The 15,787-nt window shown below is 71.3% G+C and carries 15 protein-coding genes; 10 read left to right on the forward strand and 5 right to left on the reverse strand.

Annotated features, from left to right (window positions below; translation table 11 throughout):
- Positions 1-9: 9 nt before the first annotated feature.
- Entirely contained in the window at positions 10-900 is an 891-nt protein-coding gene (gene mmuM / locus ABC304_RS05415) for a homocysteine S-methyltransferase (protein WP_412929408.1), read from the forward strand.
- 43 nt (positions 901-943) lie between these two features.
- Here the strand turns inward: mmuM and ABC304_RS05420 are convergent, their stop codons facing one another.
- Positions 944-1,750, reverse strand: a complete 807-nt coding sequence (locus ABC304_RS05420; RefSeq protein ID WP_412929409.1) for a hypothetical protein — start codon at positions 1,748-1,750, stop codon at positions 944-946.
- 50 nt (positions 1,751-1,800) lie between these two features.
- Between ABC304_RS05420 and rlmN the strand changes: the two genes are divergently transcribed.
- The 4 genes from rlmN to ABC304_RS05440 all read left to right on the forward strand — a co-directional run bounded on the left by rlmN (position 1,801) and on the right by ABC304_RS05440 (position 5,658).
- Positions 1,801-3,051 carry a dual-specificity RNA methyltransferase RlmN gene (rlmN, locus tag ABC304_RS05425; protein ID WP_412929410.1) on the forward strand — a complete coding sequence of 417 codons (1,251 nt, stop codon included), beginning with the start codon at positions 1,801-1,803 and terminating at the stop codon, positions 3,049-3,051.
- 99 nt (positions 3,052-3,150) lie between these two features.
- Positions 3,151-4,083, forward strand: a complete 933-nt coding sequence (locus tag ABC304_RS05430) for an aldo/keto reductase (RefSeq protein WP_412929411.1) — start codon at positions 3,151-3,153, stop codon at positions 4,081-4,083.
- 58 nt (positions 4,084-4,141) lie between these two features.
- Entirely contained in the window at positions 4,142-5,155 is a 1,014-nt protein-coding gene (locus ABC304_RS05435; RefSeq protein WP_412929412.1) for an aldo/keto reductase family protein, read from the forward strand.
- 5 nt (positions 5,156-5,160) lie between these two features.
- Complete coding sequence (locus ABC304_RS05440) at positions 5,161-5,658, forward strand: NUDIX hydrolase (protein ID WP_412929414.1); 498 nt, start codon at positions 5,161-5,163, stop codon at positions 5,656-5,658.
- An 8-nt stretch (positions 5,659-5,666) separates the two neighbouring features.
- Here the strand turns inward: ABC304_RS05440 and ABC304_RS05445 are convergent, their stop codons facing one another.
- The 4 genes from ABC304_RS05445 to ABC304_RS05460 form a co-directional block, all read right to left on the reverse strand.
- Positions 5,667-6,194, reverse strand: coding sequence for a ribonuclease H family protein (locus ABC304_RS05445; protein ID WP_412929415.1), 528 nt, complete (start codon positions 6,192-6,194; stop codon positions 5,667-5,669).
- Positions 6,195-6,245: 51 nt separating this feature from the next.
- Positions 6,246-7,679: an APC family permease gene (locus ABC304_RS05450; protein WP_412929416.1), complete on the reverse strand. Its 1,434-nt coding sequence runs from the start codon at positions 7,677-7,679 to the stop codon at positions 6,246-6,248.
- 169 nt (positions 7,680-7,848) lie between these two features.
- Positions 7,849-9,231, reverse strand: coding sequence for an aspartate aminotransferase family protein (locus ABC304_RS05455; protein WP_412929417.1), 1,383 nt, complete (start codon positions 9,229-9,231; stop codon positions 7,849-7,851).
- A gap of 105 nt (positions 9,232-9,336) precedes the next feature.
- Positions 9,337-10,311 (reverse strand): zinc-binding dehydrogenase, encoded by a 975-nt coding sequence (locus tag ABC304_RS05460; RefSeq protein ID WP_412929418.1) that lies wholly within the window; start codon positions 10,309-10,311, stop codon positions 9,337-9,339.
- Between the two features lie 66 nt (positions 10,312-10,377).
- Here ABC304_RS05460 and ABC304_RS05465 point away from each other — a divergent pair, with 66 nt between their 5' ends.
- The 5 genes from ABC304_RS05465 to prpB all read left to right on the forward strand — a co-directional run bounded on the left by ABC304_RS05465 (position 10,378) and on the right by prpB (position 15,787).
- Positions 10,378-10,977, forward strand: a complete 600-nt coding sequence (locus ABC304_RS05465) for a TetR/AcrR family transcriptional regulator (protein WP_412929420.1) — start codon at positions 10,378-10,380, stop codon at positions 10,975-10,977.
- Between the two features lie 30 nt (positions 10,978-11,007).
- On the forward strand, positions 11,008-12,531 hold the full coding sequence (locus ABC304_RS05470) for a DUF4407 domain-containing protein (RefSeq protein WP_412929421.1): 1,524 nt from the start codon (positions 11,008-11,010) through the stop codon (positions 12,529-12,531).
- Positions 12,532-12,699: 168 nt separating this feature from the next.
- The gene (locus ABC304_RS05475; RefSeq protein ID WP_412929422.1) at positions 12,700-13,362 is read left to right on the forward strand and encodes a GntR family transcriptional regulator; all 663 of its coding nucleotides are present in this window, start codon (positions 12,700-12,702) and stop codon (positions 13,360-13,362) included.
- Entirely contained in the window at positions 13,359-14,885 is a 1,527-nt protein-coding gene (locus ABC304_RS05480; protein WP_412929424.1) for an MmgE/PrpD family protein, read from the forward strand. Before ABC304_RS05475 ends, ABC304_RS05480 begins: the two co-directional genes overlap by 4 nt.
- A complete protein-coding gene (gene prpB, locus ABC304_RS05485; RefSeq protein ID WP_412929425.1) occupies positions 14,885-15,787 on the forward strand; it encodes a methylisocitrate lyase in 903 nt (300 codons plus the stop codon). The genes ABC304_RS05480 and prpB overlap by 1 nt, the downstream gene beginning before the upstream one ends.

A 15,787-nucleotide genomic window follows, 5' to 3' on the forward strand; every position in this document is an offset into this window, starting at 1 on the left:
CCTGACCGGGTGAGCGTGCCCTCGATCGTCGACCTCCTCGGCGAACGTCCTCTCGTGCTCGACGGCGGACTCGGCACGCTGCTGGAGGCGCGCGGGCACGACCTGTCGTCGTCGCTGTGGTCGGCGCGTCTGCTGCGCGACGACCCCGACGAGGTCAGGGTCGCGCACGCGGAGTTCGTCACGGCCGGTGCCGACGTGCTCATCACGTCGTCCTATCAGGTGGGCTACGACGCGCTCGCCGCCGAGGGGCTCAGCGCCGCGGAGGTCGACGAGCTGCTCCGCGCGTCCGTCCGCCTGGCGAGGGAGGCCGCCGACGACGCGGGGCGCGACGTCCTCGTCGCCGCCTCGATCGGTCCGTACGGAGCGGTCCGCGCCGACGGCAGCGAGTACACCGGGGTGTACGACGTGGATGCCGCGGCCCTGCGTCTCTGGCACCGCCGTCGCCTGCAGGTGCTGGCCGACGCCGGTGCGGACCTCATCGCCGTGGAGACGCTGCCGTCGCTCGCCGAGGTGGAGGCGGTCGCCGCCGAGCTCGCCGGCACCGGTGCGGCCGCGTGGATCTCCCTGTCGGGGGCGAGCAGCGGCTTCACGCGCGCGACCCGCATCGCGGCGCTCGCCGCCGCGGCGGAGGTGGACGAGGTCGTCGCCGTCGGCGTCAACTGCTGCCCGCCGGGCTCGGTGGCCGAGGCCCTCGCCGACGCCCCCGACGGCGTCGCGCTCGTCGCCTATCCGAACAGCGGCGAGCAGTGGGACGCGCACGCGCGCGCCTGGCACGGCGCCGGCAATATCTCTCCGCACGACGCGTCGGCCTGGATCGAGGCGGGCGCACGCCTGGTGGGCGGATGCTGCCGCACGACCCCCGCCGACATCGCCGGGCTCGTCGCAGCGATCCGTCGCTGACCTGCCGCGGAGCCGCCGGCGACGCGGCGCCGGTTGAGCCCGCTCAGTCGCGACCCAGACCGCGCGTGCGACCCGCGACGATCGTCACGCTCTGGTCGCTGAGCCACTGGAAGCCCAGGCTCTCGGTCGGCGTCATCCCGGCGGGGCGGTCGGCCGCCGGGATCGCGGAGTAGGGCACCGTCACCACGAGCGCGCCGCGGTCGAAGTCCTGAGCGGGCCGGCAGTCCGCCCGCACATCATCGTCGAGCACGACCGCGAGACACGGGAGCCCGCTGCTGCTGCGCGCGAGCCACAGCTGCCCGCCGTAGAAGTCGCCCAGCGGCGCCGACCAGCGCACCGCCTCGGGCACCGGGAACGGCGGGGCGGTCTCGCCCGACGGCAGGTCGAAGTAGTCGCCGAACCAGTCGTCGACGGGGATCTCGAGCAGCACCCGCGCGGTCGGGTCGCCGGAGAACGGGCTCGCGTCACCGAACCGCGCCGCGACGCTCGCCGTCGGCGACGGCGCGGCGACGGGCTCGAGCTCGGCACCCTGCCACCCCGCCGCGGCCATCAGCACGGCGAGGACGCCGACGCCCGCGACGAGCGCGAGGTGCCAGCGAGCGCGCGGACGGGACGACGGCTCCGGGACGACGGCGGCGCCGACGTCGACCACGGGGTCGGAAAGGGGAGCGGGTGCCGCGCCCTCCGCCGTCGGCGATGGGTCCGGCACGCGTACCGGCTCGGGCTGGGGGCGTGCCGCCTGCTCCAGCTCGTCGAGTCGCGCGAGCGCGACCGGATCGGCGGCGATGTCGGCGTCGGGTCCGTAGGCGCGGCGCCGCAGTCGCGCGAGCTCGGCGGCGTCGTCGTCCACGGACACACGCTACCGGCCGCCGCGCAGGTGCGGCCGGTACCCTCGGAGTCATGACTTCTCCCACCGTTCCGCCTGCCCGGCTCGGCGCCGTCCGCCAGGTGCGACCCGCGACGGAGGGCTGGAAGCAGAAGAAGGACGACGAAGGCCGCCCGCTCCTGCAGTTCGCGAGTCCCAAGCGCGGCAAGCCCCCGGTGCACCTGGCCGACCTCACCCCCGAGGAGCGCGTCGCGAAGGTGAAGGAGCTCGGACTCCCCGGCTTCCGCGCGCGCCAGCTCGAGACGCACTACTTCACGCACTTCACCGACGACGCCGCCCGCATGACCGACCTCCCGGCGGAGTCCCGCGACGAGCTGGTCGCCGGGCTCCTGCCCCCGCTCCTCACCGAGGTGCGCCGGCTGGCGACCGACCGCGGCGACACCATCAAGTTCCTGTGGAAGCTGCACGACGGCGCGCTCGTCGAGTCGGTGCTCATGCGCTACCCCGGCCGCATCACGCTGTGCGTCTCGTCGCAGGCCGGTTGCGGCATGAACTGTCCGTTCTGCGCCACCGGCCAGGCGGGCCTCACCCGCAACATGTCGGCGGCCGAGATCGTCGCGCAGGTCGTGGCGGCCAACGCCGCGATCGTCAACGGCGAGCTGGGCGGCAAGAAGCGCGACGACCACTCCGCGGAGAAGGTGTCGAACATCGTTTTCATGGGCATGGGCGAGCCGCTGGCCAACTACGCGCGCGTCATGCACGCGGTGCGGGTCATGACCGACAAGAAGCACGGCATGGGCATGAGCGCCCGCGGCATCACCGTCTCGACGGTCGGTCTCGTGCCGGCGATCCGCAAGCTGGCCGCAGAGGACGTGCCCGTCACGTTCGCGCTGTCGCTGCACGCCCCCGACGACCAGCTCCGCGACGAGCTCATCCCGGTGAACTCCCGCTGGAAGGTCGACGAGGCCCTCGATGCGGCCCGCGCCTACTTCGACGCCACCGGCCGTCGCGTCTCGATCGAGTACGCCCTCATCAAGGACATGAACGACCACGCCTGGCGCGCCGACCTCCTCGCCGAGAAGCTCAACGCCCGCGGCAGGGGGTGGGTGCACGTGAACCCGATCCCGCTGAACCCGACTCCGGGCTCGATCTGGACGGCGTCCGAGGTGCCGGTGCAGAACGAGTTCGTGCGCCGGCTGAACGAGGCCGGCATCCCGACGACCCTCCGCGACACCCGCGGCAAGGAGATCGACGGCGCCTGCGGTCAGCTCGTCGCGACGGAGGAGGACGAGGTCGTGGCCGCCGGAGTCGCGCCCGCTTCGTGAGCACCCGGTAGCCGACACCGCTCGGGCCCGCAAGGCGAGAGCTCCTCGGGGAGCGGCGATCTAGGCTGGCATCTTCCCCGATGCGAAGGAGCCTTCCGCGTGCGCACCGTCCCCCTCGGCACGACCGGTCTCGACGTCCCCAACATCGTCCTCGGCGTGATGCGCATCGGCGAGATGAGCGACGGCGAGATCCGAGACCTCGTCGCGACCGCCCGCGACAGCGGGATCGACTTCTTCGATCACGCCGACATCTACGGGTCCGACTCCTTCCACCAGTGCGAGCGGCGCTTCGGCGAGGCCCTCGCCCTGTCGTCGTCCGAGCGCTCGGCGATCACGCTTCAGACGAAGGCCGGCATCGTCAAGGACGGCCCGTACTTCGACTTCTCCGCCGAGCACCTTCTGCGGCAGGTGGAGGGCTCACTGGCGGCGCTGCGGACCGACTACATCGACGTGCTCCTGCTGCATCGTCCTGATGCGCTCGTCGAACCCGATGAGGTCGCGCGCGCCTTCGACGAGCTCGAGTCGGCCGGGAAGGTGCGCGCCTTCGGCGTCTCGAACCACACGCCCCGCCAGATCGACCTCCTCGCCCGCTCCGTGCGCCAGCCGCTCGTCGCGAACCAGCTCCAGCTGTCGATCCCGCATGCGGCCATAATCGCCCAGGGTGTCGCGTCGAACATGCCCGGGACGGACCAGTCGACCACCGTCGACGGCGGCGGTGTGCTGGACTACTGCCGTCTGCACGACATCACCGTCCAGGCCTGGTCTCCGCTGCAGGGCGCGAACGGCCCCTTCCTCGGCTCCGCCGCCCACCCCGAGCTGAACGCCGTCATCGATCGGCTCGCCGCCCAGTACGACGTGCCGGCCATCGCGGTCGCGACCGCGTGGATCACCCGCCATCCCGCCGGCATGCAGGTCGTCCTCGGGTCGACGAACCGGACGCGGGTCGCCGACGCAGCCCTCGGCTCCGACCTGCCTCTCACCCGCGCCGAGTGGTACGAGCTGTTCCGCGCCGCCGGACACGACGTGCCCTGACGCGCTCCGCGAATCATCGCCATACCCCACCCCCACGAATCGAAGAAGGAGAACACCCATGGTCGAATACCGGTACCTCGGGAACAGCGGCTTCAAAGTCTCGGAGATCACCTACGGCAACTGGGTGACGCACGCCTCGCAGGTCGAGGACGACGCGGCCGTCAAGACCGTGCACGCCGCACTCGACGCGGGCATCACCACCTTCGACACCGCCGACGCGTACGCGAACACCGCAGCCGAGGTCATCCTCGGGAAGGCGCTGCAGGGCCAGCGCCGCGAGTCGCTGGAGATCTTCACGAAGGTCTACTTCCCGACCGGCCCCGGCGGCGCCAACGACACCGGCCTGAGCCGCAAGCACATCACGGAGTCGATCAACGGCTCGCTGCAGCGTCTGGGCACCGACTACGTCGACCTCTACCAGGCGCACCGGTTCGACTACGAGACGCCCCTGGCGGAGACCTTCCAGGCCTTCGCCGACCTCGTCCGTCAGGGCAAGGTGCTCTACATCGGGGTGTCGGAGTGGACGGCCGAGCAGCTGCGCGAGGGCCATGCGCTCGCGAAGGACCTCGGCATCCAGCTCATCTCGAACCAGCCGCAGTACTCGATGCTGTGGCGCGTCATCGAGGGCAAGGTCGTGCCGGCCAGCCAGGAGCTCGGCATCTCGCAGATCGTCTGGTCGCCGATGGCGCAGGGCGTGCTGAGCGGCAAGTACCTGCCCGGTCAGCCGGTGCCCGAGGGCTCGCGCGCGACCGACGAGAAGAGCGGCGCCGAGTTCATCAAGCGGTTCCTCGAGACCAAGACGCTGGAGGCCGTGCAGAAGCTCAAGCCGGTCGCCGAGCAGGCGGGACTCACCATGCCGCAGCTGGCCATCGCCTGGGTGCTGCAGAACCCGAACGTCGCGTCCGCTCTCGTGGGCGCCTCGCGCCCCGAGCAGCTCGCCGACACCGTCAAGGCGTCGGGCGTGCGGCTGGACGCCGACACCCTCGCCGCGATCGACGAGGCGCTCGGCGACGTGGTCGAGGACGACGCCGAGAAGACCTACAGCACGTCGCCCAAGACCCGGATGTCCTGACGCCGATGGAGGCGATGAGCGCCGGCATCCTGCTGCATCGTCCGGCTCCCGGGGAGTCGGACGATGGCGGCGTGCAGGTGCTCGTCGCCCACATGGGCGGGCCGTTCTGGGCCGCCAAGGACGCCGGGGCGTGGTCGATCCCGAAGGGCGAGTTCGATCCGGCCGAGGAGAGCGCCCGGGATGCCGCGCGTCGCGAGTTCGCGGAGGAGCTCGGCGTTCCCGCACCCGACGGCGACTATGCGGAGCTCGGCACCTTCGCGTACTCGTCGGGGCGGAAGACCGTCACCGTCTTCACCGCGGACGGGTCGGCGATCGACACGGCCGCGTTCGTCTACGGCGAGTTCGAGCTGGAGTGGCCACCGCGCTCGGGCAGGATGCAGAGCTTCCCCGAGGTCGACCGGGCCGAATGGATGCCGGTGGCCGCGGCCCGCGACAGGCTCGTGGCCGGTCAGCGCCCCGCGGTGGACGCCCTGCTGCGGCTTCTCGCCGCGGCATCCGACTGAGGAGACGGTCAGCGACCGTTCTTCGGAGCGACGGACACGTCCAGCTTCGGATGGGTGCCGAGCGACGACCACGCGCTCTCAACGCCTTCGGCGGCGTGCTCGGACGCCCGCACGGCGCGCTCGTCGGCCCATGCGTTCAGCACATGGCCGGAATGGCCGCGCACGTGCTCGAGCGTCACGTCGGGCAGTCCTCGCTCGCGGCGGTCGTCGCGGGCGATGATGAGCTTCTCGAGGATGTCGCGGTTCTTCGTCGGCGCGCCGGTCGACGTCTTCCATCCGCGGCGCCGGTGGCCGTCCATCCACGTGGAGTAGGTGTCGATCGCGTACTTCGAGTCGGCCTGCACGACGAGGTCGGCCACGTCGCGGTGGTCCTCGATGGCGTGGAGCAGCCCGAGCAGCTCGCCGATGTTGTTGGTGCCGAGCGGCAGCGAGCCCGCGGCCCACTCGCCGTCCTCGCCCACCCACGCCCAGCCGGCGGGGCCGGGGTTGCCCTTGCAGGCGCCGTCGGTGGCCACGATGTATCGGTCGACACTCACCCTTCCACGGTAGTCGCCGCGCCGGAGCCGTCGTGCCGCGGACGGCCGCCCTCAGATCTGCGAGCGGGGGCCCGGCTCGACGATCTTGTTGAAGCCGGTGACCGGCTGGTTCTCGTCGAACGACGCGACCGGGCGACGGAAGCCCCGCGTCAGCACCAGCAGGTACAGCACGCCCAGGCCCGTCCAGATGAGGCCGACCACCAGTGCGTGGCTGTCGAGGTTCACCCACAGCAGGCCCGTCAGCACCATGCCGATCGCCGGCATCACGATGTAGGCGAGGATGTCGCGCGGCGTATGACGCCGGTTCCGGCGGATCGCGAAGTACGCGATCACCGAGATGTTGACGAAGGTGAAGGCGATGAGCGCGCCGTAGTTGATGTAGTCGACGATCTGCTCGAGCGTGAACGCGATCGCCGTCAGGCTCACGAGTCCGACGAGCACGACGGTGAATGCGGGCGTGTGGGTGCGGGGGCTGATGTAGCCGAAGAGCTTCTTCGGCAGCACGCCGTTGCGGCCCATCACCAGCAGCATGCGCGCCACGGAGGCGTGCGAGGCGAGCCAGGAGGCCAGCGTGGCGGCGAAGCCGGCCGCCGTCAGCACGGACTGCAGCCAGATGCCGCCGACCTGCGAGCCGATCTCGGGCAGCGTCGAGTCGGCGATCGCCTCGGGCGGGAACGCGTCGTACGACGGGAAGCGCAGCTGCGTGAAGTAGCCGGCGACGAGGAAGATCGCGCCGCCCACGAGCACCGTCAGCAGGATCGCCCGCGGCATCGTCTTGGGCGACTTCGCCTCCTCGGCGTACATCGTGACCGCGTCGAAGCCGATGAACGAGAAGCACACGATGGTCGCACCCGCCAGCACGGCGCCGAATTCGACGTCGGGGTGGAAGAAGGGCTCGACGGATGCCACGGTGCCGCTGCCCGCGCCCTGGATGAGCTGGATGACGACCATCACGACGAAGACGGCCATGACGGCGATCGAGAACACCAGCAGGATCATGTTGGCGTTGGACGTGCCCCGCATCGTCACGTAGATGATCCCGGTGACCGCCGCGGTGAAGACGACGACCCAGATCCACGCCGGCACGTCGGGGAACAGCGCCACCATGTAGCTGCGCAGGATCAGCGCGTTGACCATCGGCAGGAGCAGGTAGTCGATGAGCGATGTCCAGCCGACCAGGAAGCCGAGACCGGGGTGCATCGACTCGCGCACGTAGGTGTACGCGGAGCCGGCGCTCGGGATGACACGCACCATCTTGCCGTAGCTGATGGCGGTGAACCCGATGACGATGAGCGCCACCGCGTAGGCGGCGGGCACGGCGTTGTTCGTCTCGACGGCGACGTTGCCGAAGGTGTCGAAGACGACGGTGGGCGTCATGTAGCCGAGGCCCAGGCCGACGATCGACCAGAGGCCGAGGGTCCGGGCGAGGTTGGCGGTGCGGGCCTTCGGGGCCGCAGCGGCGGCGCGCGACTCGTTCGTGGTCACTCCTGGAGGTGTGGGGACGACACCGCCTGGGTGTGTCCGGTGTGGGAGGGCGAGGGCCCGCACGGGGCCGTCCGCATCATCGGGTGTGGGTCAGCATAGGACCCAGGTGTTTCACAGGGATAGCGTCGAGATGTCCGTGCGCGTCACCGCACGCAGCAGCATCCCGCCGTCAGAGACGCGACCAGGCCTCGGTGAGCACGGAGCGCAGAATCTGCTCGATCTCGTCGAACTCCGCGGGCCCGACGGTGAGCGGCGGGGCGAGCTGGATGACCGGGTCGCCGCGGTCGTCGGCGCGGCAGTAGAGGCCGGCATCGAAGAGCGCCTTCGACAGAAAGCCCCGCAGCAGTCGCTCGGACTCGTCGTCGTCGAAGGTCTCCTTCGTCGTCTTGTCCTTCACAAGCTCGATGCCGAAGAAGTAGCCGTCGCCGCGCACGTCGCCGACGATCGGCAGGTCGAGCAGCTTCTCGAGCGTCGCGCGGAAGATCGGCGAGTTCGTGCGCACGCGCTCGAGCAGGTTCTCCTCCTCGAAGACGTCGAGGTTCTCCAGGGCGACCGCCGCCGAGACCGGGTGCCCACCGAAGGTGTAGCCGTGCGGGAACGACAGGTCGCCGTGGGCGAACGGCTCGTAGACGCGGTCGCTGACGATGGTGCCGCCCAGCGGCGCGTAGCCGCTCGTGACCGCCTTGGCGAAGGTGATCATGTCGGGCTGGTAGTCGTACGCCTGCGCGCCGAAGTAGTGTCCGAGGCGGCCGAAGGCGCAGATGACCTCGTCCGAGACGAGCAACACGTCGTGGCGGTCGCAGATCTCGCGCACGCGCTGGAAGTACCCGGCGGGTGCGGGGAAGCATCCGCCGGCGTTCTGCACCGGCTCGAGGAAGACCGCGGCGACCGTCTCGGGCCCCTCGAACTCGATCATCTGCTCGATGCGGTCGGCGGCCCACAGCCCGAACTCCTCGGGGGTGCCGCCGCCGAAGCCCGACTCCGCGGCGCGGTAGTAGTTCGTGTTGGGCACGCGGAAGCCGCCGGGGGTGACCGGCTCGAACATGTGCTTCATGACGGGCAGTCCGGTGATGGCCAGGGCGCCCTGCGTGGTGCCGTGGTAGGCGATGGCCCGAGAGATGACCTTGTGCTTGGTCGGCTTGCCCTGCAGCTTCCAGAACTGCTTGGCGAGCTTGAAGGCGGTCTCGACGGCCTCGCCGCCGCCGGTCGAGAAGAAGACATGGTTGAGGTCGCCGGGGGCGAGGTTCGCGATGCGGTCGGCGGCCTCGATGCCGGTCGGATGCGCGTACGACCACAGCGGGAAGAACGCGAGCTCCTCGGCCTGGGCGGCGGCGGCCTGCGCGATGCGCGAGCGGCCATGGCCGGCGTTGACGACGAACAAGCCGGCGAGGCCGTCGATGTAGCGCTTGCCGTGCGAGTCCCAGATGTGGTGACCCTTGCCCTTGACGATGATCGGGACGCCGCCGCCCTCCGTCATCACGGACTGGCGCGAGAAGTGCATCCAGAGGTGGTCGCGGGCCATGGCCTGCAGGTCGGCATCGGAACGGGTCAACGGTCCCCCAGGGGTGAGCGGGCGAGGAGTGCGGTTCTTCGAGAGGCTACTCCCCGCCGCGCGCCGCCGACCGGGACCTGGGTCGCGTCCCGGCCGGCGTCCGCATCACGGGCGCAGGAGCACCTTGCCCACCCGTGCGTCGCCGTTGGCGGTCACCGCGGCGGCGGCCTCGTCCAGTCCGTAGGTCGCGGCGACGGGCAGCGTCAGCACACCGGAGGAGAGGTGCTCGCCGAGCTCTCCGAAGAGACGGCCGCGGGTCGCGGCATCCATGCTCGTCGAGACCTTGCTGCCCCAGAAGCCCTTCACCGATGCCTGCGTGAAGATGATGTCACCCGACGACAGCTCCATCGTGGGGGAGTCCATCGCACCGAAGACGACGAGCGTGCCGCCCTCGCCGAGCAGCGAGAGGACGTGTCCGCTCGAGGCGCCCCCCACCGAGTCCACGCCGGCGACGATGGTCGCGCTGCCGATGATCTCCGCCACGCGGTCGCGCCAGTCGTCGGTGTCGACGGCGACGACGCGGTCGATGCCCTGACCTGCGAGATCCGCCACCGCACCGGAGCGACGGACGAGCCCGACGACGTTCACGCCGCGGGCGCGGCCGATCTGCGCGACCATGCGCCCGACGGCGCCGTTCGCGGCGTTCTGGACGATCCACGAGCCCGGCTCGAGGTCGAGGGAGTCGAGCAGGCTGATCGCGCTGAACGGCATCGCCACGAGCTGCGAGGCCACCTCGTCGGAGAGGTCGTCGGCGACGGGGATGAGGGCGGCCGCCTTCACGATGAAGTACTCCGCCCACACGCCGAAGGTGCCGCCGGTGGCCACGCGCTGGCCGACCGAGAGGTTCTGCACACCGTCTCCGAGCGCATCCACCACGCCCACAGCCTCCGTGCCGGCGCGGGAGGGCAGCTCGGGCTTGAAGCCGTAGGTGCCGCGGATCGTCCACAGGTCGTGGTTGTGGATCGGCGAGAGGAGGAGGCGCACGCGCACCTCGCCGGCGCCCGGCTCGGGCAGCGCCACATGCTCGACGGAGAGGACGGCCGCCGGGTCGCCGAATTCGGAATGGGTGAGAGCGCGCATGGAAGCCTCCGGGTTGATACTGTAATGATCAGTCCAATATAGCGCTCGTCCCTGGAAGGAGCAGCCGTGGGGCGCACAGCCACCTTCGACCGCGACGCGGTCGTGCGTGCGGCACGCGACGTGTTCTGGGAGCGCGGCTACGCCGCCACCGGCATCACCGACCTCGAGGAGGCGACGGGCCTCCGCCGGTCGAGCCTCTACCACGCGTTCACGGCCAAGCGCGGGCTGTTCGAGGCCGTCGTACAGGCGTACCTGACCGATGCGAGAGCCGAGTGGGCGGGGCTCCGCGATCCGCAGCCGGCGCCCGACGCGCTCGAACGCTATGTCGCCGAGCTCGCCGCGGGGTTCGCGGGCGCGTCCATCAGGGCGCGAGCCGGGTGTCTGCTGCTCAACGTCGCCTCGACCGCCGTCGCCGTGGAGGACGGCGCCCTGAACGATCTCGTGGTGCAGTACGTCGGCGAGCTCCGGGCCGCCATCCGCGCCGGCGTGGGCGCGCGCCGCCCCGATCTCGGCGACGTCTCAGCCGACGACCTCGCGCGCGTCTGCGGTGCGCTCGTCATCTCCGCGCTCACCTCCGCGCGCACCGACGCCGATGCCGCAGCACGGGACCTGGCCGCGGTTCCGGCGGCCCTCCGCGCATGGGACGACGCGCCGACGTCCACCTGATCCACAGGAGAGGGGTCGTACTCTCTTCCGATGTCCTTCTCCGCTCACCGGCCCGGCCGCTTCGGCTCCGACGGTCGCATCGACCTCGATGCGCCCGACGAGTTCGACGACGCCGAGCCTCAGTATCTGAGCGACCTGCGCGCCGACGCCGACGACGACCAGTCCACCCACGCGTGGGGCGCTCCGGGTGTCGCTGACGAGCAGGACGCGGCGCAGCATCCGGAGCCGTTCGCAGAGACCGCCGAGGCGCCGGCGCCGACGCGTCAGGAGCGGGCGCCGCGCGAGCCCCGGGCGCCGCGCGCTCCGCGTCCGCCTCGTCAGCGCCGGGTGTCGCCGCCGCGCCGGCGCCTTCCGCTCGGACGCCGCATCGCCGTGCTGGGCGGCGCCGACGCCGATGTGCTCGAGGACGTGCCGGAGGAGACCTCGCGCTTCGTGCAGATGTTCTTCGTGCTGCTGGGCACCGCGCTCGTCTCGGCGCTGTCGATGGTCTTCGCGCTCGTCACCGGCGTGCGCATCTCGGTGTGGCTCGCCATCCCGCTCGCCGTCGTCTGGGCGCTCCTCATCTTCAACCTCGACCGCTTCCTCACCTCGACGATGCGCTCGACGCGCAACGTGGGCCGGCTCATCGGGCTCGCCCTTCCCCGCGTGATCATGGCGGCTCTGATCGGCATCGTGGTCGCCGAGCCGCTCGTGCTGCAGGTGTTCGCGAACGACATCGCCCGCGAGGTCAACTCCACCAACGTCGTGCAGGCCCAGACAGATCAGAACGCGGTCACCGACGGGCCGGAGAAGCAGGCTCTGGATGCCGCGAGCGCCCAGGTCTCGGCGCTCGAGAACCAGGCGGCGACCGGCATCGTCGAGGGCACGTCGTCGACCTCCGCCGAGGTCGTCGCCGCCCAGCAGTCGGTCGACCAGCTCACCGCGCAGCTGACCGCCCAGCAGGGCGTCATCGACCAGGCGCGTCTGGTCTATCAGTGCGAGCTGACCGGCGCGGGTGCCGGCACCGTCACCGGTTGCACCGGTGTCGCGGGCGAGGGCACGAGCTCCGACGCCGCCCAGGCGCAGCTGACCCAGGCGCAGTCCGCCTACGACGCGCTGTCCGCACAGCTGACGCAGGCGCAGTCCGCGCTGACGGCGGCCTCGGCCGCGAGCACGGGTGCCGCCGCCGCCTCGGGCGAGCAGAACAAGCAGCAGGCCGAGGATCAGCTCCCCGCCGCCCGCGCGCAGTACGACGGGGCACTGGCCGCCTACAACGAGCGGGCCGCGGCCATCGCCTCGGGCAACGCGGGGGCGGTCGGTCTGCTGAGCCAGATCGGTGCGCTCGAGCGCCTGTCGCAGAAGGAGCCGACGCTCCTATGGGCCCACTGGCTGATCGCCGCGCTCTTCTTCATGATCGAGCTGCTGCCCGTCCTGGTGAAGGTGCTGACGAGCTTCGGCGGACCGTCGCTCTACGAGAAGGCGGAGGCGCTGCGCACGCAGGTCGCGCTCGACCGCGTGACCACGCGCACCTTCCACCGTCGCGCCGAGGCGCTGGCGAGCACCTCCACGAGCTGACCGGCCTCAGGCCTCGCGCGTCGCCTCCCACTCCTCGACCCTGTCGTCAGCCACGTGCACTGAACCCCACCGCGCGCCTCTGTATGCGCTCAGGCGCTGATCCCGCCCCGCGCCTCCCATCCGGCCCGACTTTGTATACACTGGGCCTGTTCCGGCGAAGGGGGATGCATGCGCGCCAGCGATCGGGCGTACGAGCGCCTCCTCGACGAGATACAGAGCGGACAGCTGGCGGCGGGGGCAGTGCTGAGCGAGGTCGGGCAGTCGACCCGCCTCGGTGTCAGCCGCACGCCGCTCCGCGAGGCGCTGAGCCGCCTGGCCGCCGACGGGCTGGTGGTGCAGCAGTCGCCGCGCGTGACCGTGGTCGCCGGCATCGCGGCGGCCGACATCCGCGACCTCTTCGAAGTGCGGACCGCGCTCGAGACCACGGCCGCGCGGGCCGCCGCGCGCCGAGGAGACCCGGCGGTCTTCGCCGCGCTCGCGGAGGAGTTCCGCGCCGCCGGCCTCGACGACGCCGCGCTCGACGCCTACTACGCGCTCATCGCGCGCTTCGACCGGGCTGTCGACGCGGCGGCCGACAACGCGCGCCTGTCCGCGGCCCTCCGCACCGTCCGCACCCACCTCGTGCGCGTGCGCCGTCTCGCGCGCGACAAGCCCGCCCGCCTGGCCGCGTCCGCGGCCGAGCATCGGCTCATCGCGGCCGCCATCGCCGACGCGGACGCCGACCTCGCGGCATCCGCCACCGCCGTTCACCTGCACAACGCGCTCGAGAGCGCACTGCTCTCCCTCGAGGATGCGCCGCGCCCCCTCATCCCCTCCGGAAGGACATCATGACCGTCACCCACCACCTCCGCGTCCACCGCAGCGACGAGGAGCTCGCCCGTGAGGGACAGCTCGCCTGGCGTCTCGCCGAGATCGCCACCGATCCGGTCGAGGTCGACGACGACGTCGCGGACATGATCGTCAACCGCGTCATCGACAACGCGGCCGTGGCTGCGGCATCCCTCACGCGTGCGCCCGTCAGCGCGGCGCGCCAGCAGGCCCTCGATCACGCCGTGTCGATCAGCGGTGCGGGGGCCACGGTCTTCGGCTGCACCCTCGAGCGCCGCACGAGTCCCGAGTGGGCGGCCTGGGCCAACGGCGTCGCCGTGCGGGAGCTCGACTACCACGACACGTTCCTGGCGGCGGAGTACTCCCACCCCGGAGACAACATCCCGCCGATCCTCGCCGTCGCCCAGCACGTCGGCAGCGACGGGCGGGCACTGCTGCGCGGGCTCGCGACCGGGTACGAGATCCAGATCGACCTCGTGCGCGCGATCTCGCTGCACCGTCACAAGATCGACCACGTCGCGCACCTCGGCCCCTCGGCCGCCGCCGGCATCGGCACGCTGCTGGGACTCCCCGCCGAGACGATCTACCAGGCCGTCGGGCAGGCGCTGCACACGACGACCGCCACGCGTCAGTCGCGCAAGGGCGAGATCTCGACGTGGAAGGCGCATGCGCCGGCCTTCGCGGGCAAGATGGCCGTCGAGGCGGTCGACCGGGCGATGCGCGGCGAGACGAGCCCCTCGCCGATCTACGAGGGCGAGGACGGCGTGATCGCCTGGATGCTGGACGGACCCGACGCCTCGTACGAGGTGCCGCTGCCCGGCCCGGGGGAGTCCAAGCGCGGCATCCTCGACTCGTACACGAAGGAGCACTCCGCCGAGTACCAGGCGCAGGCGTGGATCGATCTCGCTCGCAAGCTGCACGCCGAGCGGCCCGACGCGGCCGATCCCGCGAACGTCGAGTCGATCGTGCTGCACACGTCGCACCACACGCACTACGTGATCGGCTCGGGCGCGAACGACCCGCAGAAGTACGACCCGACCGCCTCGCGCGAGACGCTCGACCACTCGATCCCGTACATCTTCGCCGTCGCCCTGCAGGACGGCGGGTGGCACCACGTCGACTCCTACGCCCCCGAGCGCGCCGCGCGACCCGACACCGTCGCGCTGTGGCACAGGGTCACCACCGCGGAGGACCCGGAGTGGACGCGCCGCTATCACTCGGAGGACCCGAACGAGAAGGCGTTCGGCGGCCGCGTCGTCATCCGCTTCACCGACGGCAGCGAGCTGACGGACGAGATCGCCGTCGCCGACGCCCACCCGCTGGGCGCCCGTCCGTTCGGACGCGAGGACTACATCCGCAAGTTCCGCCTGCTCGCCGAGCCCGTCCTCGAGCCCGCCGAGATCGAGCGCTTCCTCGACCTCGCCCAGCGCCTTCCCGAGCTCACCGTCGACGAGGTGCGTCAGCTGAGCATCGTGGCCAAGCGCGGCGTGCTGGCCGGGGCCCCGGCACCGAAGGGCCTCTTCTGATGCTGTACGCCAGCACGCCGGCGGCGGAGAAGCGCCGCCTGTTCCGCGAGCGCCTCGCGACCGGGGAGCTCCTGCGATTCCCCGGCGCGTTCAATCCGCTCAGCGCGCGGTTGATCGAGCGCAAGGGGTTCGAGGGCGTCTACATCTCGGGAGCCGTCCTCTCGGCCGACCTCGGCCTGCCCGACATCGGGCTGACGACGCTCACCGAGGTCGCCGGGCGTGGTCAGCAGATCGCCCGCATGACGGAGCTGCCGGCCATCATCGACGCCGACACCGGCTTCGGCGAGCCCATGAACGTCGCGCGCACCGTGCAGACGCTCGAGGACGCGGGCCTGGCGGGCATGCACATCGAGGATCAGGTGAACCCGAAGCGGTGCGGGCATCTCGACGGAAAGGCGGTCGTCGACGACGACACGGCCGTCAAGCGCATCCGCGCCGCCGTCGACGCCCGCCGCGACGCGAACTTCCTGGTGATGGCGCGCACCGACATCCGCGCCGTCGAGGGGATGGATGCCGCGCTCGACCGCGCTCGCGCGCTGGTGGACGCCGGCGCCGACGCGATCTTCCCCGAGGCGATGCGCACGCTCGAGGAGTTCGCCGCCATGCGCGCCGCCGTCGACGTGCCGATCCTCGCGAACATGACGGAGTTCGGGAAGTCCGAGCTGTTCCCCGCGCAGCAGCTGGCCGACGTCGGCGTCAACATCGTCATCTGGCCGGTGTCGCTGCTGCGGATGGCGATGGGCGCCGCAGGACGGGCTCTGGACACGCTCGAGTCCGAAGGTCACCTCACCGGCAGACTGGACGAGATGCAGCACCGCGCCGACCTGTACGACCTCATCGACTACGAGGGCTACAACCACTTCGACACCAGCGTCTTCAACTTCACCATCACGAAGGACTGA

Origin of the sequence: Microbacterium jepli (assembly GCF_047237905.1) — a bacterium.
In the GTDB taxonomy this organism is placed as follows: Bacteria; Actinomycetota; Actinomycetes; order Actinomycetales; family Microbacteriaceae; genus Microbacterium.